Origin of the sequence: Amycolatopsis sp. NPDC059657 (assembly GCF_042734395.1) — a bacterium.
Classification (GTDB): domain Bacteria; phylum Actinomycetota; class Actinomycetes; order Mycobacteriales; family Pseudonocardiaceae; genus Amycolatopsis.
Genome location: NZ_JBHWEB010000057.1, coordinates 1 through 20,045 on the forward strand (window position 1 = coordinate 1; position 20,045 = coordinate 20,045).

Annotated in this window: 19 protein-coding genes; 8 read left to right on the forward strand and 11 right to left on the reverse strand. The window is 69.1% G+C overall.

Annotated features, from left to right (window positions below; translation table 11 throughout):
* Window positions 1–117: 117 nt before the first annotated feature.
* Both ACFV15_RS27600 and ACFV15_RS27605 read right to left on the reverse strand, forming a co-directional pair.
* Window positions 118–972, reverse strand: a complete 855-nt coding sequence (locus ACFV15_RS27600; protein ID WP_378353565.1) for an ABC transporter permease — start codon at window positions 970–972, stop codon at window positions 118–120.
* Complete coding sequence (locus tag ACFV15_RS27605; RefSeq protein ID WP_378353566.1) at window positions 969–1,835, reverse strand: ABC transporter ATP-binding protein; 867 nt, start codon at window positions 1,833–1,835, stop codon at window positions 969–971. The genes ACFV15_RS27600 and ACFV15_RS27605 overlap by 4 nt, the downstream gene beginning before the upstream one ends.
* 125 nt (window positions 1,836–1,960) lie before the next feature.
* On the opposite strand from ACFV15_RS27605, the gene ACFV15_RS27610 reads away from it, so the two are divergent.
* Complete coding sequence (locus tag ACFV15_RS27610; protein WP_378353568.1) at window positions 1,961–3,397, forward strand: MFS transporter; 1,437 nt, start codon at window positions 1,961–1,963, stop codon at window positions 3,395–3,397.
* A complete protein-coding gene (locus ACFV15_RS27615) occupies window positions 3,394–3,804 on the forward strand; it encodes a MarR family winged helix-turn-helix transcriptional regulator (RefSeq protein ID WP_378353570.1) in 411 nt (136 codons plus the stop codon). The genes ACFV15_RS27610 and ACFV15_RS27615 overlap by 4 nt, the downstream gene beginning before the upstream one ends.
* Before the next feature lie 32 nt (window positions 3,805–3,836).
* Here the strand turns inward: ACFV15_RS27615 and ACFV15_RS27620 are convergent, their stop codons facing one another.
* The 3 genes from ACFV15_RS27620 to ACFV15_RS27630 all read right to left on the reverse strand — a co-directional run bounded on the left by ACFV15_RS27620 (window position 3,837) and on the right by ACFV15_RS27630 (window position 7,028).
* Window positions 3,837–4,967, reverse strand: a complete 1,131-nt coding sequence (locus ACFV15_RS27620; RefSeq protein WP_378353572.1) for an iron-containing alcohol dehydrogenase — start codon at window positions 4,965–4,967, stop codon at window positions 3,837–3,839.
* Window positions 4,968–5,091: 124 nt separating this feature from the next.
* Window positions 5,092–6,054: a FecCD family ABC transporter permease gene (locus ACFV15_RS27625; RefSeq protein WP_378353573.1), complete on the reverse strand. Its 963-nt coding sequence runs from the start codon at window positions 6,052–6,054 to the stop codon at window positions 5,092–5,094.
* Window positions 6,051–7,028: a FecCD family ABC transporter permease gene (locus tag ACFV15_RS27630; protein WP_378353575.1), complete on the reverse strand. Its 978-nt coding sequence runs from the start codon at window positions 7,026–7,028 to the stop codon at window positions 6,051–6,053. The genes ACFV15_RS27625 and ACFV15_RS27630 overlap by 4 nt, the downstream gene beginning before the upstream one ends.
* 49 nt (window positions 7,029–7,077) lie before the next feature.
* Between ACFV15_RS27630 and ACFV15_RS27635 the strand changes: the two genes are divergently transcribed.
* Window positions 7,078–8,103 (forward strand): ABC transporter substrate-binding protein, encoded by a 1,026-nt coding sequence (locus ACFV15_RS27635; RefSeq protein ID WP_378353577.1) that lies wholly within the window; start codon window positions 7,078–7,080, stop codon window positions 8,101–8,103.
* Here ACFV15_RS27635 and ACFV15_RS27640 read toward each other — a convergent pair.
* Both ACFV15_RS27640 and ACFV15_RS27645 read right to left on the reverse strand, forming a co-directional pair.
* On the reverse strand, window positions 8,090–8,998 hold the full coding sequence (locus tag ACFV15_RS27640; RefSeq protein WP_378353578.1) for an NAD-dependent epimerase/dehydratase family protein: 909 nt from the start codon (window positions 8,996–8,998) through the stop codon (window positions 8,090–8,092). The two genes, ACFV15_RS27635 and ACFV15_RS27640, sit on opposite strands and share 14 nt — an antisense overlap.
* Window positions 8,999–9,013: 15 nt before the next feature.
* Window positions 9,014–10,351 carry a PLP-dependent aminotransferase family protein gene (locus ACFV15_RS27645; RefSeq protein ID WP_378353580.1) on the reverse strand — a complete coding sequence of 446 codons (1,338 nt, stop codon included), beginning with the start codon at window positions 10,349–10,351 and terminating at the stop codon, window positions 9,014–9,016.
* A gap of 47 nt (window positions 10,352–10,398) precedes the next feature.
* Here ACFV15_RS27645 and ACFV15_RS27650 point away from each other — a divergent pair, with 47 nt between their 5' ends.
* Entirely contained in the window at window positions 10,399–10,848 is a 450-nt protein-coding gene (locus ACFV15_RS27650) for a carboxymuconolactone decarboxylase family protein (RefSeq protein ID WP_378353582.1), read from the forward strand.
* Window positions 10,849–10,898: 50 nt separating this feature from the next.
* Here ACFV15_RS27650 and ACFV15_RS27655 read toward each other — a convergent pair whose 3' ends face one another.
* The 3 genes from ACFV15_RS27655 to ACFV15_RS27665 all read right to left on the reverse strand — a co-directional run bounded on the left by ACFV15_RS27655 (window position 10,899) and on the right by ACFV15_RS27665 (window position 13,197).
* The gene (locus tag ACFV15_RS27655) at window positions 10,899–12,155 is read right to left on the reverse strand and encodes an ABC transporter substrate-binding protein (RefSeq protein ID WP_378353584.1); all 1,257 of its coding nucleotides are present in this window, start codon (window positions 12,153–12,155) and stop codon (window positions 10,899–10,901) included.
* Window positions 12,156–12,196: 41 nt separating this feature from the next.
* On the reverse strand, window positions 12,197–12,847 hold the full coding sequence (locus ACFV15_RS27660; RefSeq protein WP_378353638.1) for a class II aldolase/adducin family protein: 651 nt from the start codon (window positions 12,845–12,847) through the stop codon (window positions 12,197–12,199).
* Between the two features lie 68 nt (window positions 12,848–12,915).
* Window positions 12,916–13,197 (reverse strand): hypothetical protein, encoded by a 282-nt coding sequence (locus tag ACFV15_RS27665; protein WP_378353586.1) that lies wholly within the window; start codon window positions 13,195–13,197, stop codon window positions 12,916–12,918.
* Window positions 13,198–13,432: 235 nt separating this feature from the next.
* Here ACFV15_RS27665 and ACFV15_RS27670 point away from each other — a divergent pair, with 235 nt between their 5' ends.
* The 4 genes from ACFV15_RS27670 to ACFV15_RS27685 all read left to right on the forward strand — a co-directional run bounded on the left by ACFV15_RS27670 (window position 13,433) and on the right by ACFV15_RS27685 (window position 19,395).
* The gene (locus ACFV15_RS27670; protein ID WP_378353588.1) at window positions 13,433–14,845 is read left to right on the forward strand and encodes a hypothetical protein; all 1,413 of its coding nucleotides are present in this window, start codon (window positions 13,433–13,435) and stop codon (window positions 14,843–14,845) included.
* Between the two features lie 7 nt (window positions 14,846–14,852).
* The gene (locus ACFV15_RS27675) at window positions 14,853–15,326 is read left to right on the forward strand and encodes a hypothetical protein (protein ID WP_378353589.1); all 474 of its coding nucleotides are present in this window, start codon (window positions 14,853–14,855) and stop codon (window positions 15,324–15,326) included.
* A 349-nt stretch (window positions 15,327–15,675) separates the two neighbouring features.
* Window positions 15,676–17,766 carry a PQQ-dependent sugar dehydrogenase gene (locus tag ACFV15_RS27680; protein WP_378353591.1) on the forward strand — a complete coding sequence of 697 codons (2,091 nt, stop codon included), beginning with the start codon at window positions 15,676–15,678 and terminating at the stop codon, window positions 17,764–17,766.
* A gap of 147 nt (window positions 17,767–17,913) precedes the next feature.
* The gene (locus tag ACFV15_RS27685; protein WP_378353593.1) at window positions 17,914–19,395 is read left to right on the forward strand and encodes a hypothetical protein; all 1,482 of its coding nucleotides are present in this window, start codon (window positions 17,914–17,916) and stop codon (window positions 19,393–19,395) included.
* Here ACFV15_RS27685 and ACFV15_RS27690 read toward each other — a convergent pair whose 3' ends face one another.
* Entirely contained in the window at window positions 19,396–19,965 is a 570-nt protein-coding gene (locus tag ACFV15_RS27690) for a DUF1353 domain-containing protein (RefSeq protein ID WP_378353594.1), read from the reverse strand.
* Window positions 19,966–20,045 lie beyond the last annotated feature (80 nt).

Here is a 20,045-nt window from a genome sequence, read left to right on the forward strand (position 1 = left end):
ACATTACAACCCTACCACCCAATACGACTACTGGTTGGTTTTGGTGGCTTGTTTTTTTTTTATACGCCACTGGTGTGTTTTGGCCGGTTAGAACCGGCAATACCACTCACGACCCCCTTAGGCCACATCGCGGCGCTTGACCACAAACCCTGTCACCACAACGAAGACGACCAGGTAGGCCGCCGCGAGCAGGGCGGCTGTGGGACCGCTGAGGTTGGTCACGACGCCGGGTGCGCCGCCCTGGGAGACGGGGGCCGCGCCGAGCGCGGCCACCAGCGAACCCGAGGCCGTGCCGGGCAGCGCGTTCGTGATCGGCTCCAGCCAGCTGAGCAGACCGGCCGCGCCACGCAACAGGTTCTCCACCGCGAGCACCCAGACGACGCCGAGGCCGACGGCGAGCGCGGGACCACGGGCCAGTGTCCCGAGCGTGAACCCGGCCATCGTCCACATGCCGAGGATGAGCACGCCTCCGCCCAGCGCCTTCGCCGACTCGGCGAACCCCGGCATGACCAAGTCCTGGCCCTCGATGAGGCCCAGCGTGCTGGCGACGGCGAGGTCGACCGCGAAGGTGGCGACCACGAACGCGACGACGATGCCCGCCAGCGCGACGAGCGAGCCACCGGCGGTGAGCGCACGGCGCGGCCGCATGATGTAGACGGTTTTCCAGGTGCCCCAGCCATAACCGTTGCCCGCGGCGAGCGCGCCGAGCGTCAGCGTGATCGCGCCGCCGAACATCGGCATGCCGCCGAGCACCGCCGCCGGGACGCCGGCCGGCATGAGCCCGGCCAAGATCTGCTGCTTGCTCAAGCCGTCCGAGTTGAAGCCGCCACCGTCGCCGGCATAGGAGAGGTAGCGGAAGAGGTAGGTGAAGGTCAGGTTCAGCAACATCCACGCGCCGAACATCACCCAGACGGCGGGCCAGCGCCGCAGCCGGAGCAGTTCGGCACGCGCGCCCTGTGCCAGTACGGTCATGACGTCTCCTTGGTCATGGCGAAGAACGCGTCCTCGAGTGAACGTTCGGACGGCCGGATCTCGTGCACGGCGATGCCCGCGGTCACGAGCGCGCGGTTGATTTCGGCGGCCTCACCGCCTTCGAGCACCAGCGCGCCGTCCACAATGGACACATCGGTGGCGTGGCGGGCGCAAGCGGTGAGCGCGGCGTCGAGCGGGTCGGCCTTGATGAGCAGCCTGCCGCTGCCACGCAGCTCGCTGACGGTCGATTCGGTGACCAGCCGCCCGCGCGAGATGACGCCCACCCGGTCGCAGATCTCCTGCACCTCGCTGAGCAGGTGACTCGACAGCATGACCGTCTTGCCGTCCGCGGCGAGCCCGGCGATGAGCTTGCGCATGTCGGTGACACCCGCGGGGTCGAGGCCGTTGGTCGGCTCGTCGAGTATCAGCAGCTCGGGGTCCCCGAGCAGGGCCGCGGCGACGCCCAGCCGCTGCTTCATGCCGAGCGAGTACGTCTTGAATCGGTCGCGCGCCCGGTCGGTGAGATCCACGCGAGCCAGCACGAGTTCGACCTCCTCGTCGCCGAGTCCGCGGTAGCGGGCCAGCACGCGGAGGTTGTCGCGGCCGCTGAGGTACGGGTAGAAGCCGGGACCTTCGATGAGCGCGCCGACGGCCGACTCGCCAGGCGGATGGCCGAGCACCTGAGCCGAGCCGGAGGACGGGCGGACGAGGCCGAGCAGCATCCGCAGCGTGGTCGTCTTGCCGGCGCCGTTGGGTCCGAGGAACCCGTACACCTCGCCGCGGCGGACGGTCAGGCTCACCGCGTCGACCGCGGCGCGCGAGCCGTAGTTCTTGGTCAGGTCCTGCGTGAGTACGACGTTCATGGTGCGCAAGCGTGCCGCCCGGGGCCTTGTAGCGGCGTCCCCTCTGAGGCGGTACTTGGCCTACGTGATCTGACGTACACGAAGAACTAGTTGTACTTCTACAATCATTGTAGTTCTATAAGCATATGGGAGACTTGAGCCACCGCCGCAAGCTCGGCGTACTGGCGATCTGCTGCATGAGCCTGTTCATCGTCGGACTGGACAGCACGATCGTGAACCTCGCGCTGCCGTCGATCCGGCGCGACCTGGACGCGTCCGTGTCCAGCCTGCAGTGGACGATCGACGCGTACACGCTGGTGCTGGCCAGCCTGCTGATGCTCGCGGGGTCCACCGGCGACCGGATCGGCAGGCGGCGCACCTTCCAGACCGGGCTGGTGCTGTTCAGCCTCGGCTCGCTGCTGTGCGGCATCGCGACGAACGCGGCGCTGCTCATCGTGTTCCGGATGCTGCAGGCGGTCGGCGGGTCGATGCTCAACCCGGTCGCGATGTCCATCATCACCAACACCTTCACCGAGCCGAAGGAACGCGCCCGCGCGATCGGCGTATGGGGCGGGGTGGTCGGGCTGAGCATGGCCGTCGGCCCGATGGTCGGCGGGCTGCTGGTCGAGTCGGTCGGCTGGCGGTCGATCTTCTGGATGAACGTGCCGGTCGGCGCGGCCGCGCTGGTGCTGACCGCGTTGTTCGTGCCCGAGTCGCGCGCGGCCCGCGCCCGCCGGATCGACCCGGTCGGGCAGCTGCTGGTCATCCTGCTGCTGGCGAGCGTGACGTTCGGGATCATCGAAAGCCCCAACGAGGGCCTGTCGTCGCCGCTGATCATCGGCGCATTCGCGCTCGCGGTGTTCTCGCTGGTGACGCTCATCTGGTACGAACGGCGACGCGAGGAACCGTTGCTGGACTTGCGTTTCTTCCGCAGCGCGACGTTCTCCGGCGCGACGCTGACGGCGATCAGCGGGTTCGCCGCGCTGTCGGGGTTCCTCTTCCTCAACTCGCTGTACCTGCAGGAGGTGCGCGGCCTGTCGCCACTGCACGCCGGTCTGCTGACGTTGCCGATGGCGGCGATGACGGCCGTGTTCGCGCCGGTGTCCGGCTGGATCGTCGGCACCCGCGGGCCGCGGTTTCCCCTGCTGGTCGCGGGCGGCGGCCTGACGCTGTCCGCGTTGCTGCTGACGGGCATGAGCGCCGACACCCCGGTGGCGCAACTCGTGCTGGCGTACGTCCTGTTCGGCATCGGCTTCGGCATGCTCAACGCGCCGATCACCAATGCCGCTGTTTCGGGAATGCCCAGGTCACAGGCGGGTGTCGCGGCGGCGGTCGCGTCGACCAGCCGCCAGGTCGGCGTCTCGCTCGGCGTCGCGATCATCGGCGCGGTGGTCACCGCGCAGCTCACCGGCCCGTTCAAGACCGGGTTCGCGGCGGCCAGTCACCTCGGCTGGTGGATCATTTTCGGGTGCGGCCTCCTCGTCATCGCACTCGGCCTCCTCACCACGGGCCGCTGGGCGCGGGCGACCGCGGCGGCCGTTTCGGTGGACTTTCTGGAGGAATCGCTGGTGAAGACGGCATGAGCGACGCGGCACAGGTCTGGCAGCGCATGCGCACGCTGGTGCTGGAGCGGCACGACCGGCGGCGCGAGGCCTGTGAGGCGCTCGGGATGAGCTTCATCAAGATCAAAGCGCTGGGCTACATCGCCAAGGCGCCCATCTCGTTGACGGAGCTGACCGAGCGGCTGATCACCGACCGCCCGTACACGACCTTGGTGGTCGACGATCTCGAGCGGCGGGGGCTGGCCGAACGGACCGTCCACCCCGACGACCGGCGCCGCAAGATCGTCTCCATCACGCCGGCGGGCCTGAAGGACGCCGAACGCGCGCGGCGGATCGTCGGCGCGCCGCCCGGCCCGATCCTCGCACTGTCCGCCTCGGAACTGGAGACCCTCGACCGCATCCTCGAAAAGCTCGTCGATGAGTCGTGAGTGTTTTGGCCGGTTAGAACCGGCCGTACCACTCACGACCCGGGGGTGACCGTGGTTTCGAAGAAGGCGGCCAGGTCTTCGCGGCAGGCGCCAGGAAAGCCCGGCGCGGCGTCCGCCCAGACCAGGTCGGCCAGGTCGCGCGCGCCGGGGTCGCCTTCGGTCAGGTAGGACAGCCGGTCCGGCAACGTCCAGGCCGCCAGGCGCTGGCGTACCCACTCCCCCGGGTCCAGCACCGCCGATCCGCCGCTCAACATCCCGAGTACCTCGGCGACCCGGCCGGGCCACGGGCCGATCGGGTTGTCCTTGGTGCTCACCCAGTCGGCGAGCAGCGTGCTCAGCACCGCGGCACTCGGAATCTCGAGTACCGCCGCGATCGGGGTGGCGAGGCGCCAGAGGCGGTGCTGCTCGTCGCGGCGGCCGTACGAGGCCCAGTTGGTCACCGTGGCCGCGCTGGTGACGGCGAGGCGGTGGATGGCCGGGACGCGCACGGCCTCCGGCAGAAGGGTGGCGACGGTGTCCGCGTCCGCGAGGACACAGCGGGCCAGCGCGACCGTGATCTCGTCGGCCATACGGGAGCCCGCCGGCTCGCTCATCGCGGGCACCAGCAGCCGCGCGAGTGCTTCGACGGCTCCATAAAGGACCGAACGGGTCGAGGCGGTGGCGGTCGACTCGGGGTCGAGCACCGCGAACGCCGGGCGGAGCACCGGCTTGTCCAAGACCATCAGGTGGGGACCGTCGGCCAGCACGGTGACCGGGCTGACCTCGCTGGCCGCGCCGACCGTGGTCGGCACCGCGACCGTCCGCAGTGGACGGTGGTGGCCACGGAAGCCGGGGTTGGTGGCGGCGAACGCGGCCGCCTTGACGACGTCGATCACCCGGTCGTCACCGATCGCGAGCAGGGTGTCGGCCTCGGCGAAGCGGGCGGCTTCGGTCAGCCGGAGCACCTCCGGGAGACCGAAGCGGTCCAGCGGGAAGGGAACGGTCCTGATGCCCGCGTCCACAAGGGACGAACACCAGCGCTGCACCAGACCGGCACGGCAGGCGTCGGTGCCGGAGACGACGAGCACCCGTTTCGACTGACCGGCCAAGGCTTGCGCGGCCCGCCGTCTCGCCCCGATCCCGGTCAGCACGGTGGTGGGTGCCTGCCAGTCCCAGTGAGCCATGGTCATCTCCGGCGGGGTTGCGCGATTGTCCGCACGCAACATCCGGCAGCGGGCACCGCACCGGCAAGATGATCATCGCGAGTACGTCAGCTGGCCGCCTGAAGTCTGCACCATGCAGAACGGTTCAGGCTTGCTTGCGACGCCACCGCCCGATCAGCAGCCACAGCAGATAGAGCCCGCCGACGAGTCCGGTCGCGATCCCGACCGGCAGGCTCACGGACGGAAACAGGCGCTGCGTAAGGAAATCGCACGTCACGAGCAGCAGCGCGCCGACGAGCGCGGAGGCGCCGACGCGCAGTGACCCGACCAGCCGCTTGGCCAGCTGGGGCGCGGCGAGCGCGACGAACGCGATCGGCCCGGCGACGGCGGTCGCGAAGGCGGTCAGCCCGACACTCACCGTGATCAGCACCAGCCGGGTGCGTTCGACGGGCACGCCGAGACCGGTCGCGGCGTCGTCGCCCATCTCGATCAGCGCCATCCGCCTGCCGTGGACGAGACCGAGCGGGAGCAGCACGGCCACGGCCGCCGCCAACGGCCCGACGTGTTCCCAGCCGAGCCCGTTCAGCCCACCGACGAGCCAGGACTGCGCCGCGACGGCGTCACGCAGCGAAGCGCGGGTGATCAGGTACGAGTTGACCGCGATGAGCATCGCCGACACCCCGAGCCCCACCAGCACCAGCCGGACACCCTGCACCCCGCGCCGGTAGGTGAGCAGGTAGATCACCACCGCCGTGAGAAACCCGCCCGCCAGCGCGCCGGCCGAGGTCGCGGACGTGCCCGCGTCGGTCAGGACGATGAGCAGCAGCGCGCCCGTCGCGGCGCCCTCGGTGAACCCGATCATGTCCGGGCTGCCCAGCGGATTCCCCGTCAGGCTTTGCGTGATCGCGCCGCCAGCCGCGAGCGCGGCGCCGACCAGGAGCCCGGCGAGCAACCTCGGCAGCCGGAACTCGGTCACGATGAACTGCGCGTCCCCGGTGCCGGTCAGCGCACCGAAGACCTCGCCGAGCGACAGCGGATAGTCGCCGCTGGCCAGGCTGAGCACGCTGATCGCGAGCACCGCCAGCGCGAGCGCGCCCCGGCGGATCATCGGCGCACCAGCGCGATGAACACCGGCGCGCCGAGGAACGCGGTCACGATGGCGACCTGCAGTTCCTCCGGCGCGATCAGTACCCGCCCGAGGATGTCGGCCAGCAGCAGCAAAACCGGCGCGAGTATCGCGGAGAGCGGGAACACCCAGCGCTGGTCTGGTCCGGTGAACAGCCTGGCGACCCGCGGCACGGCCAGCCCGACGAACGCGATCGGCCCTGCCGCCGCAGTCGCCGCTCCACAAAGGACGGTCACGGCCAGCACGCCGAGCGCCTTGGTCCTGCCGACCCGAACCCCCAGCGCCCGCCCGTGCTGATCGCCGAGCGCGAGCACGTTGAACGGCCTCGCCAGGCACAGCGCGAGCACGATGCCCGCCGCGATGAACGGCGCGAGCGCGGTGACCACGTCCATCCGGCGCCCCGACAGCGAGCCGACGCTCCAGAACCGGAACTGGTTGAACGTTTCCGTGTTGAGCATCAGCAACGCCGACACGTAAGCGATGAGCACGGCGGTGACGGCCGCACCCGCCAGCAGCATCCGGTCCGGCGTGACACCGCCGCCCGCCGAGCCGGCGCCGTAGACGAGGGCGGCCGCGAGCCCCGCGCCCGCGAAGGCGAACCAGACGTAACCCGACACGCTCGCGACACCCGCGAACGCGATGCCGGAGACGACCGCGGCGGCCGCGCCCGCGTTGATGCCGAAGAGTCCGGGATCGGCGAGCGGGTTGCCGGTCATCGCCTGGAGCACGGCGCCTGCCAGGCCGAGCGCGGCGCCGACGAGGATCCCGAGCAGCGTCCTCGGCACCCGCAGGTCGTGGATGATCGCCGCGTCCGGCGACCCGTCGTGGTGCAGCAGCACCGACAGCGTCGAGCCGAACGGGATGCTCTTCGACCCGATCCAGAGGCTGAGCAGGGCGACCAGGACGAGGACCGCCAGTGCGGCCAGCAGCGCTCCGATCCGGCGGACTGAGATCACGCACCTAAGGTTAGGCTAACCTTGCAAGCACCTGATCATGGAGGTACCGATGGCCCGAAAAATGGCGCTGGCGCTGTGCGCGCTGCTGCTCACCGCCGCCTGCGGCACCCCCGCGGACCAGACAGCCGCCGCACCCGGCGCGACTGCCGCCGAAGCGGGCGCCTTCCCGGCGACCATCGAGCACAAGTACGGCAGCACCACCGTCAAGGCCGAGCCGCACCGCGTGCTGACCGTCGGGCTGACCGAGCAGGACGCGCTGCTCGCGCTCGGCGTGGTCCCGATCGGCACCACCGAATGGGACGGCGACTACCCCGGCGCGATCGGCCCGTGGGCCAAGGAGAAGCTGGGTTCCGCCGCGCTGCCGCAGAAACTGCCCGGCGGCGAGGTCCCGTCGTACGAGAAGATCGCCGCGCTGCACCCCGACCTGATCATCGCCCAGTACGGCGGCCTGACGCAGGAGCAGTACGACAAGCTGTCCAAGGTGGCGCCGGTCATCGCGCAGCCGAAGGCGTACCCCGACTACGGGATCGGCTGGCAGGAGCTGACGAAGAACGTCGGCATCGCCGTCGGAAAGCCGGCGCAGGCACGGAAACTGGTCGACGATCTCGAGGCCAAGTTCACCACGATCCGGCAGCAGCACCCCGAATTCGCCGGCGCGACCGGGCTGGTGGCGAGCCCGTGGGAAGGGTATTTCGTCTTCGCGAGCCAAGATCCGCGGTCCCGCCTGCTCGCGTCGCTCGGCTTCACCATCCCCGCCGGTCTCGACGCGGTCATGAAAGGCAAGTTCGGTGTGTCGCTGAGCGCCGAGCGGACCGATCTGCTCAACGTCGACGCGCTCGTCTGGATCGTCGAAGGCATCGAGCCCGGCAAAGCGCTGCTCGGGAAGGACGCGCTGTACGGCGGATTCAAGGTGGCCAAGGAAAAGCGCGAGGTGTTCGTCGACAGCCCGACGGACCACGGTCGCGCGCTGTCGTTCGCCTCGGTGCTGAGCCTGCCTTTCGTGCTGGACCGCCTGGTGCCGCAGCTGAGCGCGGCCGTCGACGGCAACCCCGCGACCGAGGTCAAACCTGCTTAGCGGTGGCGATCCAGCCCTCGCGGGCGCTCGGGTACTCGGGCTGCCAGCCGGTCGCGGTCCGGAACCGCGTGTTGCTCACTCGCAGCGACCGGGTCAGTGAAGTGACCCGGTCGCCGAGCACCAGCGCGACGCGACCGGGTCCGCGTACCCACGACCGTTTGCCCGCGGCACGGGCTAGCGCGGCGGCGAACTCGCGTTTGGTCAGCGGTTCGTCGTCGACGACGTTGTAGATCCCGGCGGGCGCGGTCAGCGCGGCGGCGACCGCCGTGCCCGCGTCGGTCATGTGGATCGACGAGACGTAACCGCCTGGCGCGCCCATCACGAGCCCGACCCGGCGGCGTGCCTGCGCGAGAATCTGCTCGCTGTGCGCGGCGCCCGGCCCGTAGAACCAGCCGAGCCGCAGCACGATCCCGGCGCCGCCCGCACCGGTGAACCGCTTCGCGTTGGCTTCGGCGGCCAGATTCCCTTTGGTCATCGGATAATCGTCGACGGGCGCGTCCTCGTCGACCCAGCGCGGACCGTGGTCGCGGTACAGCATGCTGACCGATTCCTGGATCACGCGGCCGGCGCCCGCGGCGAGCGCGGCGTCGACGACCGCGGCCGAGCCGAGCGTGCGGATACGGTCGTTGTCCTTCCACGCGCCGGCGTACAGGAACTTCGTCATCGGCGGGATCGACGAGGCCAGGTTGATCACCACGTCATGCCCCGCGAACGCCTTCGTCAACGCCTTCGTATCGAAGATGGACACCGAAACCGGCTTCGCGCCCTGCGCGGTGAGCACCGCGGCCTTTTCCGGGGTGCGCGCGAGCGCGGACACCTCATGCCCGGCCCCGATCAGCGTGGGGATGACATGGCCGCCGATCGCGCCGGTACCGCCCGTGACGAAAACCTTCATACCAGCCACGGTAGATCAAGGAAGGGCCCGGCACAGTGCTTCCAGCGCTGCGCCATAAGCGTGATCCGGTGGAGTCGCGTAGCCGACGACGAGCCCGTCGAACGCGGGCATCGTCGCGTCCGGATGCCGGAACGCGGCCAGCCCGTCGAGCGCGATCCCTTGCCAGGTGGCGGCTTTCACCACAGACGTCTCCGTGCCGGGCGGCAGCCGGAGCACCGCGTGCAGCCCAGCGGAAATCCCGGTGACCTCGATATGCGGCGCGAGCGCGTCGACGAGCTGGTCGCGGCGGCGCCGGTACCGCAGGCGCATCCGGCGGATGTGCCGGTCGTAAGCGCCGGAAGTGATGAAGTCGGCCAGCGTCAGCTGGTCGAGGACACTCGCCCAGGCCTCGCGTTCCCCTTTGACCGCAAGGACTTTCTCGACAAGACGCTCAGGCAGGACCATCCACCCGAGACGCAGTGCCGGTGACAGGCTCTTGCTCGCGGACCCGATGTACAGCACCCGCTCGGGGTCGAGGCCTTGCACCGCACCGACCGGCTGGCGGTCGTAACGGAACTCGCCGTCGTAGTCGTCTTCGATGACCAGCCCACCCCTGGCGACGACCGCGGCGCGCCGGTCGTGATGCAACGGGCCGCCGGTCGGGAACTGGTGCGCGGGCGTCAGCAGTACCGTCGGCGTGGTCGCCTCCTCGACCCGCGCGCCGCGGTCGTCCAGCGGCAGCGGGAAAGCACGCGGCAGCAACGACCAGTGGAACGGCAACCCGTACGACTCGACGGACAGCGGGCCGGTCAACACCTGCGGGAACAGCAATCTGAGCGCGTGCGCGAACCCCGAGCAGACGACGATCCGGTCCGGCGAAGTCCGCACCCCGCGCGCCCGCCCCAGGTAGTCGGCCAGCGCGGTGCGCAACTCGACGCGGCCACGGGGATCACCCGGCCCGAACGCCTCGGACGGCGCTGCCGTCAACGCGCGACGTGCGGACGCGAGCCAGTCCGCACGGGGGAAAGAGGCGGCGTCCGGCTGGCCTTGCCGGAGGTTGTGCATGGTCTTGGGAACCGGCGATTTCTTGGGCACCCGAGCGGCTTTGACCGGCGTGGCGCGCTGGGCGACCCGCGTGCCAGAGCCCTGACGAGCGGTCAATCTGCCTTCCGCGACCAGCTCCGCGTAGGCGTCGGCGACCGTATTGCGTGCGATGCCGAGGTCCGCGGCCAGCGACCGGTACGGCGGCAGCCGGGTGCCGGCGGGGAGCCTGCCGACCGCTTCGCGCAGCGCCTCGATGAGCATCGCGCGCTTGCTGCCCGACGCCGAGAGATCGAGGTGCAGGTCGACCGAATTGACCCATGATTCTTCCATCGGAATGCACCATACATCGGGTCAAATCCGGCCGTAGATTGATCCGCATGACGAACCGAGTGAACTTCGCCAAGACCGCCCCGAAGGCCTTCAAGGCCCTGATCGCCTTCGACGCCGCCGCCCGCGGCGAGCTCGACCCCGCGCTGGTCGAGCTGGTCCAGATCCGCTCCTCGCAGCTCAACGGCTGCGCGTACTGCCTGCACATGCACACCTCGGACGCCCGCAAAGCAGGCGAGAGCGAAGAGCGCCTCCACATGGTCGCCGTGTGGCGCGACGCGTCGAGCTTCTTCACCGAGAAGGAGCAGGCGGCGCTGGCGCTGGCGGAGGCCGTGACCAAGATTTCCGGCGGCGTGCCCGACGACGTCTACGCGACAGCCGCGCGGCACTTCGACGAGACCGAGCTCGGCCACCTGCTCGCGCTGATCTTCACGATCAACACCTGGAACCGCATCGCCATCAGCACCGGCAAGGTCCCCGGCACCGACGAGCGCGCCTGAGGGGGTCGTGAGTGGTACGGCCGGTTCTAACCGGCGATACCACTCACGACTCAGCCGAGCAGGGGTTTGACTTGGGCGCCCGCGGCAGTCGCGGCTTCCTGCGGCGGCCGGGCGTGCGCCAGCACCTGCTGTTCCATGGTCCAGACCACCTGAGAGACCTGGGCGTACTTGTCGCCGTAGAGTCCGCGGGCCCGCGCGCTGAGCATCTGGTGCGCGAACACCGGGATGATCGGGCTCCACGCCCAGGCCTGGTCGGTGACCGTGTCCTTGCGGTTGGGGATGCCGGACAGTCCCTTCCCCAGCTCGACCCGGCTGTTCTCCGGGTCGGCGATCCACCTGGCGACGTCCCACGCCTCGTCGACGTGCGCGCTGCCCTTGCCGATGGCGAACACCTCGCCGCCGAGCGGGGAGGCCGAGTTGCCGCCGGAGCCGGTCGGCCACAGCGCGACGTCCCAGCGGAACTTGACCTGCTCGACCGAGCTGAGCACCCACGGGCCGTTGATCATCATCGAGCAGCGGCCCGCACCGAACTCACGGCCGATGTCGGACTGCCCCGACCGCAACATCGAACTCGGGACGCTCTTGTCCTGGTTGATCAGCTTGTCGACCAGGTTCAGCGCGGTCACGCTCGCCTTGTCGCCGAGGCCGCGGAGGTCACCGCCCGCCTGCCACAGCAGCGGCAGGAACGTGAACGTGCCCTCTTCGTTGGCCGCGGCCGAAAAACACAGCCCCGCGTGGTCGCCGGTGGTGAGTTCGCGCGCGTCGGCGACCAGTTCGTCCCAGGTCTTCGGCGGCTCGGCGATGCCGGCGGCGGCGAAGTGGTCCTTGTTGTACCAAAGCGCGGTGGTGTTGCTGCGGAACGGGACGCCGTAGAACTTCTTGTCCAGCTGGACACTCTGGACGACCGGGTCGAGATATTCCTTGAGCGCGTCCCACATCTGCATGCGCGAAGTCAGATCCGTCAGCACGCCCTGTTTCGCGAACACCGGCACATCCGCGTTGTCGATCGCGGCGATGTCGGGAAATGTGCCGTTCGCGGCGGCTTCCAGCAGTTTCGCGCGGAAATCACCGAATCGGATGGCCGTCCGGCTGATGGTCACATTCGGGTGACTTTTCTCGTACCGGGAGATCAAGCTTTTCACCGCGTTGTCCGCGCTCGGCGAATAGCCGAAATAGTCCCACCAGGTCAGCACCGTCTTGCCGGCCGAGTCGGCTTCGGAGTCGCCACAAGCCGAGGTGAGCGCCAGCAAACCCGTCAGCAGCAAGGATCCCAGCGCTCGGCGGGCGCGGCGTCTTCCACTGGTCATCCCCGAACCCTATCGGTACCGGCCATTGGGAAAGGCGGTACTCACGACCCCTTTTGGCCATATCCGCGCAACTTGGCCACCACGCGTTCGATTTCCTCCGGCGGCAGCAACCGGGGTGTGCCCGCCGCCCGTGCGGTGAGCCAGACCTGGCACAGCCACTCGAGCTGACGGGTGCGTCCATAAGCGTCGGCGAGCGACGAGCCGAACGTAATCGTCCCATGATTCGCGAGCAGGCAGCCGCGCCGTCCGGCCAAGGCGCCGAGCATCGATTCGGCCAATTCCTCCGTCCCGTAGGTCGCATAAGGCGCGACCTTCACGGACGGCCCGATCGCCGCGCCCGCGTAATGCACCGCGGGCACCTCGTCGACCAATGTGGACACCGCGGTCGCGTGCAGCGCGTGCGTGTGGACCACCGCCGTGATCGGAGCGCCGTCCGGATCGGCCGCCGTCCGGTAGAGCGCCAGATGCATCGGCAGCTCGCTCGTCGGCTTGAGCGTGCCGTGCACGACCGTCCCGTCCAGCGAGACGACCGGGATGTCGGCCGCCGCCAGGCTCGCGTAGTCGACGCCGGTCGGGGTCACGGCCACGAGGTCGCCCTTGCGGGCGGACACATTGCCCGAAGTCCCGACCACCAGGCCGTCCGCGGCCATTCTGCGGGCGTAATCGGAGATTTCGGCGCGAAGCTGTCCCATGAGCACGCATAGAAAATACTGCGGCGCGCAGCGCCTCCATTGAGGGCGGTGGCGGGCGACGGGAGGGCTTAGGGATCGGGCAGATCCAGGAGTCCGTCGACGACATCGTCGAGACTTCCCTCGGCGGACCAGAGTACCCGGCCGCCGGGGTCGCAGCGCATGGCGGCCGCGTCCGTGGTGTACCGCACGCGCAACGCGTCCGCCTGGCCACCCGGCCAGCTCCGAACGCCGTTGACCTGGACGAGTTCCCCGGAATCGTCGTGCGCCGGATGGAACGTCCATCCCACGTCCCGCAGTCTGGCCAGCCGTTTGAGCTCCGGATAGGCCACGAAAGCCTCATCCTCCATCATCCACCCCGGATGGTCACCGGCCCGCACGGAAGCGGCGAGGGCGTTCCGTACGGGCCGGCTTTCTCGGTGAGCGGGGATTCGCGCCACCGTTGACCAGCGTGCAACGCGGTCCCAAAGAGTGGAACACCAGCGAGCGGGGGTGCCGCGGGCGCGGCGGGGAAACCTGGGGCAGATTCACGAGATCGTGACTCAGCGTGTCTGGTTGGTTAGACTTCACACTATTGGGAGGTCGACTATGCCGGAACCCAATCATCTCCTCCGGGCGGCGCGTCATCGGCTGCCATCCCCCGGCGCGCCCGGCGAACACGCCAGCCGCGCCGAGGTGGCTTCGGCGGTCAACCAGTGGCTTTGGCGGGAAACCGGCAAACGCTACGAGCTCGACGCGCACTACCTCGCCAAGCTCGAACGCGGCGTCGCGCGCTGGCCCAACGCGGCCTACCGGTCGGGGCTCCGGCACGTGCTCGCCGCGCAGGACGACGCCGCGCTCGGTTTCCGGCCACCCCGGCGAGCGGATCGTGGGCCCGCACCGGCGCCCAGCACGGTCACCAGTCCGCAATGGGACGCCGAACTGGTCGCCGAGCGGGCGACGGCTGTAACGGGGGACGATTTGACGCCACCGACACGACGCACGGTCCTAGCCGGCGCGGCCACCCTCATGGGTGCCGCACTGGCGGGTGAACTGGAGCCCTTCCTGCGGCCGACCGTCGTCGGCCACGGCAGGGGCACCGCGTTCACCGCGGAGGAACTCGAGTCAGCCGAGCAGCTCACCGCCACCCTCCGCGCCTGGCACACCCGCAACGGCACACTGGCCCGCACGGCCGTGGTCGCGCAGCTCAACACCCACACGAGACGGCTGCGCGCCGCGCCGCAGGGCACGCCGGAGACGCTGCGCGCGTTCCGGATCGGCGCCGAACTCGCCGACGTCGCGGCGTCGATGACCTGGGACGCCGCGCAGCATTCGACCGCGCAGCGGTACTTCATCCTCTCCGCCCAGCTGGCGCACGCCGCCGGTGACGACGCGCTGGCCGCCGTCGCGCTCGCCTCGCTGGCCAGGCAGTGCTACGACCTCGGCCATCCCGACGACGGGCTCGAAATCGTCCAGCTCGCCCAGTACGGCACTCGCCGCACCGCCACGCCCCGGCTGCGCGCGGTGCTCGCGACCAGGGAGGCGTGGGCGTACGCGCTGCGCGGGGACGCGCGCGCGTTCCGCCGCACGGTCGGCCTCGCCGAGGACCACCACGCCGAGGGCGTGCGCGACATCGACGCGGTGACCCCGTCGGCGCGCAGCCTCGACGAGGCCGAGCTCGCCGGCGTGATCGGCGCCCGCTACCGCGACCTCGCCCGGTTCGACGCGAGCCACGCGCGCGACGCGCAGGAGTACATCGGGAAGGCGCTCGCGCTGCGGGATCCCTCCAGGGTGCGCAATCAGGTGTTCGACCTGATCGGGCTGGCCCGCGCGCACCTCATCACCCATGAACCGGACCGCGCGGCCGAACTGGTACTGCGCGCGCTGCCGCTCGCGGGCACCTGGACCGGCGGGCGCGTCGGCACGAAACTGCAGGACTTCCACCGCGAAGCCGCCGCGTTCAAGACCGTTCCGGCCATGCGAGACGCCAGGGAAGCCGTCTCCACGCTCATCGCTTGTTAGGAGAGGTTTGCGCGTAGGCATCACCGGACACACCACGCTCAGTCCCGCCAGTGTCGAGCTGATAACCGAAGAGCTGCACGCCTTGCTCGCCGATCAGCCCGATCTGGTCGGCGTGACCTGCCTGGCACGCGGCGCCGACCAGCTCTTCGCGCGGGCGGTGCTCGACCTCGGCGGCCGCATCGAGGTCGTGCTGCCCGCGGCGGACTACCGCGAGCGCAAGGTGAAACCCGGCAATCTCGGCGAGTTCGACGTGCTGCTCGGCAAGGCGGACACGGTGCACACCATGCCGTTCGCCGAGTCCGGCGGCGCCGCGTACATGGCGGCGAGCGAGCAGGTGCTGTCCACAGTAGACAGGCTGGTCGCGGTATGGGATGGGAAGCCCGCCGCGGGCCACGGCGGAACGGCCGATGTGGTCCGCGCGGCCCGTGAACGCGCTATTCCGGTAACCGTCGTCTGGCCAATAGGCTGCGCGAGGGAATGATTTTGACCTAATTGGGGCCAAAAGATTCACAACGGTGTTTCGCGCATTGCCGAATCCCGGTGACGCCCGGCGTTCAAGATCTGTTCATCCTACCTATCCGCAGCTTAAGGCCGGTGTTGTGCCTTTGGGGTCAGCCAGCGGATTGACTCGTCCGATGTTTCGCTCGTAGTCTGAGCCAATCAGGATCAAGAACACCTTCAACTGAAATCCCCGGCTCCCCCGCATCGCCCACCGCAAGCCCGGCCGGCATCCGCCTCTGCCGCCGTGGCGCTCGCCGCTGTGCGCGTATTCACCAGGACCTGGGTTATCGGTCAGTGGAAGGCGTTTGATATAGGAGGCGCATTTCAGAATGCAACGACGTATTCGGATACTCGCGGTGCTGGCCAGTGCCGCGACGATCATGGCGACCGCTGCCGTGGCGAACGCCGCACCGGCGGCGGATCCCCTGCTGTCGCAGGGAAAACCGGTCACCGCGTCCACGCAGAGCGGCTGCTGCAGCGCGGCGGCCGCGGTCGACGGCGACTCGGCGACCCGCTGGGCCAGCACAGCCAACATCGATCCGTCCTGGATCTATGTCGACCTCGGCGCGGCCGCCCATGTCAGCAGGGTCAGGCTGCAGTGGGACAAGTCCTGCGCCACCGCGTACGAGATCGGTGTCTCGAACGACAAGACCACCTGGACAAAGATCTACTCGACCACCGCGGGCAAGGGTGGCGTCGAGGACCTCACCACGCTCAACGGTAACGGCCGCTACGTGCGCATGCTCGGCAGCAAGCGGTGCCGCACCGACGCCGCGTATGGCTACTCGCTGCAGGAATTCGGCGTATACGGCACGACCGGCAGCGGTGGCGACACCTCGCCGCCGACCCCGCCGGGCAAGCCGGAACTGGTCAGCGCCACCCCGAACAGCGCGACCATCAAGTGGGCCGCCGCGACGGACAACGTCGCCGTCACCGCCTACGACATCTTCCGCGACGGCCAGCTCTGCGCGACCACCGCGGGCAACGTGCTGCAGGGCACCTGCAACAACCTGAACCCGAACGTCACCTACGGCTTCTACGTCAACGCCCGCGACGCCGTCGGCAACATCTCGCAGGCCAGTGAGACCACCCCGGTGAAGACGCCGCCGTCGGACGACACGCAGAAGCCCAGCGTGCCGACGAATGTCAAGGCCTCCAACGTCCAGAGCACGAGCGTCGGCCTTTCGTGGACCGCGTCGACCGACAACGTGGGCGTCACCGGCTACAACGTCTTCAACGTATCGGGCGGCACCAGAACCAAGGTCGGCTCGACGAACGGCACCAGCATCACGATCGGCGGCCTCACCCCGAGCACGGCGTACCACTTCCAGGTCACCGCGTTCGACGCCAACGGCAACGAAAGCACGGGCAGCACGCCGCTGGTCGACGTCACCACCCAAGGTGGCTCGAACTGCACCCCGGCGCAGGGCATGTGCACCGTCAAGCAGGTCGGCACCGACGACGACGTCGTATGGGGCCTGGTCACGCTCGCCGACGGCACGATCCTGTACAACCAGCGCGACGCGCACACGATCGTCCACCTGAACCCGGCAACCGGCGCCAAGAAGACGATCGGCACCGTGCCCAACGTGCAGAGCACCAGCGGCGAAGGCGGTCTCACGGGACTCGAGATCAACCCGAAGACCTTCGCCAGTGACAACTGGCTCTACATCATGCACACCTCGCCGAGCGACAACCGGATCGTCCGCATCAAGTACGACCCGGCGGCCGACTCGCTGCTGACGTCCACCGAGCAGGTGCTCGTCAGCGGCATCCAGCGCAACAAGTTCCACGACGGCGGGCGCCTGCGCTTCAGCCCCGACGGCAAGTACCTGTTCGCGGGCACCGGTGACGCGCAGAACGGCGACAACGCGCAGAACAAGTCCAACCTCAACGGCAAGGTGCTGCGCATCAACCCGGACGGCACCATCCCGTCGGACAACCCGTTCGGCAACGCGATCTGGACGCTCGGCCACCGCAACATCCAGGGCCTGGCCTTCGACTCGCAGGGCAGGCTGTGGGAGCAGGAGTTCGGCAACTCGATCATGGACGAGACCAACCTGATCGAGAAGGGCGGCAACTACGGCTGGCCCAAGTGCGAGGGCACCTCGGGCAGCTGCTCCGGCTTCATCGCGCCGAAGAAGACCTACCCGGTCGGTTCCGGTTCGTGCAGTGGCATCACGATCGTCCACGACGCGCTGTACGTCGCCTGCCAGAAGGGCGAGAAGATCGTCCGCCACGAGATCAGCGGCAGCTCGCTGGTCAACTCGAAGAACTTCTTCAGCGGCACCTACGGCCGTCTCCGCACGGTCGAGCCCGCGCCGAACGGCGGCGTCTGGATCGCCACCTCCAACGGTGGTGACAAGGACAGCACACCGCACAACAGCAACAACCGGATCTTCCACGTGACCGTGGCCTGATCCTTCTCGCTCAGCGCCCCGTCCTCCAGTGCGGAGGGCGGGGCGCTGTGCTGTATTCGGGTGAGCCACTACGCGCGTTCGGCCGCTCCGGGGTACATTGCATTCAGCAATTTGCAGTTTTACTCGACGGCTCGGGGAGGGGCCTCGATGTTCGTGATCCAATTCCGCGGCGAAGTGCTGCGTGACGTGCAAACCCGCGCGATCAACGCGCGACTGGCCGACAAACTGACGATCACCAGCCCGTTTTCCCGGGTGCTCTCGCGCCGGACGCCGCCATTCCAGTTCAAGGCGCACTGGGGCACGCCGAGGGTCGCCTTCGACGGCAAGAAGCTCAAGCTGTCCGCCGACGTGAGTGGCGGCGTCCGGCATTCGCTCAAGCGTGTCAACCTTTCCGTGGACGGCACGGTGCACTACAGCGGCGTCCCGCTGGCGCGCGGCGCGGTCACGCTGCCGCGGCCGCCGGTCGCGGACCTCGGCGTCGACGAGCTGAAACTGAGCTACAAAGGCGACGGGAAACCGCTCGGCAGGCTTGAAATCAAGATCGGGCACCGCATTCTGCGGCGGGTACTGGCCAAGCGGCTGATGACGAGGTTGGCCGATCTGCCGCTCACCTGGCTGCCGGAGCCGCTGCCATTGTTGCGGGACCTGGTCGTTTCAGTCGATCCGCGCGCGGAATTGCTCACGCTCGCGCAGTGTGAATGGCCGCAGAACCTGCTCACGCACCCGCACGCGAATGTCGCACTGACCGGACCGGCTTCGCCAACGCGGCGTTTCGTCTTGCCGGGTACCGAAATCCACGTCGACGCACCACTGGTCGAGGTGACCGAGCACGCCGGCGTGACGGTCGGCCAGTACGCCGTGCCGATGGCGGAGCCTGGTTTCCGGCTCACGATCGACCACGCGAAGCCGAAACCGGTGATCCTGCAGCCGGTCACGCCACAGCAGCGCGCACCCGGTCTTCCGGTCACCGCGCGACTGGCCGCGATGGTGCTGAACCCGGCCGAACCGCCGTACGACTACGTGTGGACCGAGCGAGGCAAACGCCTGAAGCGGCGAGGACCGGCCGCGGCGGTGCGGAAGGTGCCGTTCACGCCCGGTTCGCTCACGACTGTCGGCCTCAAGGTGATCGACCTGCTCGGGCAGGTCGGTGAGACGGAGCACGACGTGGCCTACCGGGCCGCCGGCGTGCCGGTCACGGATCCGGAAGGCCGGGAGGTGGCCTCGCCGCCCCCGGACGTGCGAGGGCTGCCGCGCGCGGCGACGACGATCGCGACCGCGCTCGCGGGCGGGATGATCGGCGGGATGGTGGTCACGTACGGCATCGGGCCCGCGGTCGGCACTCCGGTGGACAAAGGGTCGGTCAGCGTTCCGGGACCGGCCGGGCCTGCCGGTCCGCCGGGTCCGGCCGGACCCGCGGGCCCGGCTGGGAATCCGGGCTCGCGCGGTCCCGCCGGGCCGGCGGGAGTGGCCGGTGCGCCGGGGCACGACGGGGCCGTCGGCCCTGCCGGGCCCGCGGGACCTCCCGGGCTTCCTGGATCAGCGGGGCCTGCGGGCCCGGCCGGTCCGATAGGGCCCGCGGGTCCGCGTGGGCCTGCCGGTCCGCCCGGTCCGCCGGGGAATGGCACCTGATCAGGTTTTCATCCACAAACGTGGCCGCGGCACGGGCTTTTTGCTGACCGGTTTGAGCACGACGAAGAACATCAGCTCGACGAGCCAGAACAAGAAAAGCCACGCGATGATCAGCAACCCCGGAATGAGCACGAAAATCAGCGAAGGGATGGCGACCAGCAGCCAGAGCGCGACTTCCCCGCCCCCGGCCCCCGCCAGTTTCGACGCGCCGCGCACACCGGCCCACATCATCCAGCGGCGGACGAACGCGACCCCGAGTTCCCGCATCGACCGCCGGAAAAGCCCATCCGCGTCGGCACGGCTGATGTCACGCCGCCCGCACAGATAGTCGTGCAGCACGGCCGATTTCGAGTAGACGCCATACCTCGGCACCAGCCACACCAGGCAGCGCGGCACCGACGCGAAATCCGTCACGAAACCCGTATCCAGATTGAAAAGCTCGCTATTGCCTTCATAAACCAGTGGCGCGACGAGCAGCCATGACGTGTCGTCGAGCTCCTGGACGATCAATTCACCTTCGAAAGGCATCGCACCCGCCTCCTCGCTTCGGCCGGCAAGTCCATGATCCACCCACCCACAGCGAAGAGTGACCGTTGACACCCAAATGATGACGATCCGTGATCCCAACCCTCCACAAAGGACACCCGCCA

Coding starts and splice junctions, on each gene's coding strand:
- ACFV15_RS27665 (WP_378353586.1), bottom strand. CDS start 13,197: ATGATGGAGGATGAGGCTTTCGTGGCCTATCCGGAGCTCAAACGGCTG.
- ACFV15_RS27635 (WP_378353577.1), top strand. CDS start 7,078: ATGGCCCGAAAAATGGCGCTGGCGCTGTGCGCGCTGCTGCTCACCGCC.
- ACFV15_RS27615 (WP_378353570.1), top strand. CDS start 3,394: ATGAGCGACGCGGCACAGGTCTGGCAGCGCATGCGCACGCTGGTGCTG.
- ACFV15_RS27605 (WP_378353566.1), bottom strand. CDS start 1,835: ATGAACGTCGTACTCACGCAGGACCTGACCAAGAACTACGGCTCGCGC.
- ACFV15_RS27610 (WP_378353568.1), top strand. CDS start 1,961: ATGGGAGACTTGAGCCACCGCCGCAAGCTCGGCGTACTGGCGATCTGC.
- ACFV15_RS27640 (WP_378353578.1), bottom strand. CDS start 8,998: ATGAAGGTTTTCGTCACGGGCGGTACCGGCGCGATCGGCGGCCATGTC.
- ACFV15_RS27625 (WP_378353573.1), bottom strand. CDS start 6,054: ATGATCCGCCGGGGCGCGCTCGCGCTGGCGGTGCTCGCGATCAGCGTG.
- ACFV15_RS27620 (WP_378353572.1), bottom strand. CDS start 4,967: ATGGCTCACTGGGACTGGCAGGCACCCACCACCGTGCTGACCGGGATC.
- ACFV15_RS27645 (WP_378353580.1), bottom strand. CDS start 10,351: ATGGAAGAATCATGGGTCAATTCGGTCGACCTGCACCTCGATCTCTCG.
- ACFV15_RS27655 (WP_378353584.1), bottom strand. CDS start 12,155: ATGACCAGTGGAAGACGCCGCGCCCGCCGAGCGCTGGGATCCTTGCTG.
- ACFV15_RS27660 (WP_378353638.1), bottom strand. CDS start 12,847: ATGGGACAGCTTCGCGCCGAAATCTCCGATTACGCCCGCAGAATGGCC.
- ACFV15_RS27670 (WP_378353588.1), top strand. CDS start 13,433: ATGCCGGAACCCAATCATCTCCTCCGGGCGGCGCGTCATCGGCTGCCA.
- ACFV15_RS27685 (WP_378353593.1), top strand. CDS start 17,914: ATGTTCGTGATCCAATTCCGCGGCGAAGTGCTGCGTGACGTGCAAACC.
- ACFV15_RS27680 (WP_378353591.1), top strand. CDS start 15,676: ATGCAACGACGTATTCGGATACTCGCGGTGCTGGCCAGTGCCGCGACG.
- ACFV15_RS27650 (WP_378353582.1), top strand. CDS start 10,399: ATGACGAACCGAGTGAACTTCGCCAAGACCGCCCCGAAGGCCTTCAAG.
- ACFV15_RS27600 (WP_378353565.1), bottom strand. CDS start 972: ATGACCGTACTGGCACAGGGCGCGCGTGCCGAACTGCTCCGGCTGCGG.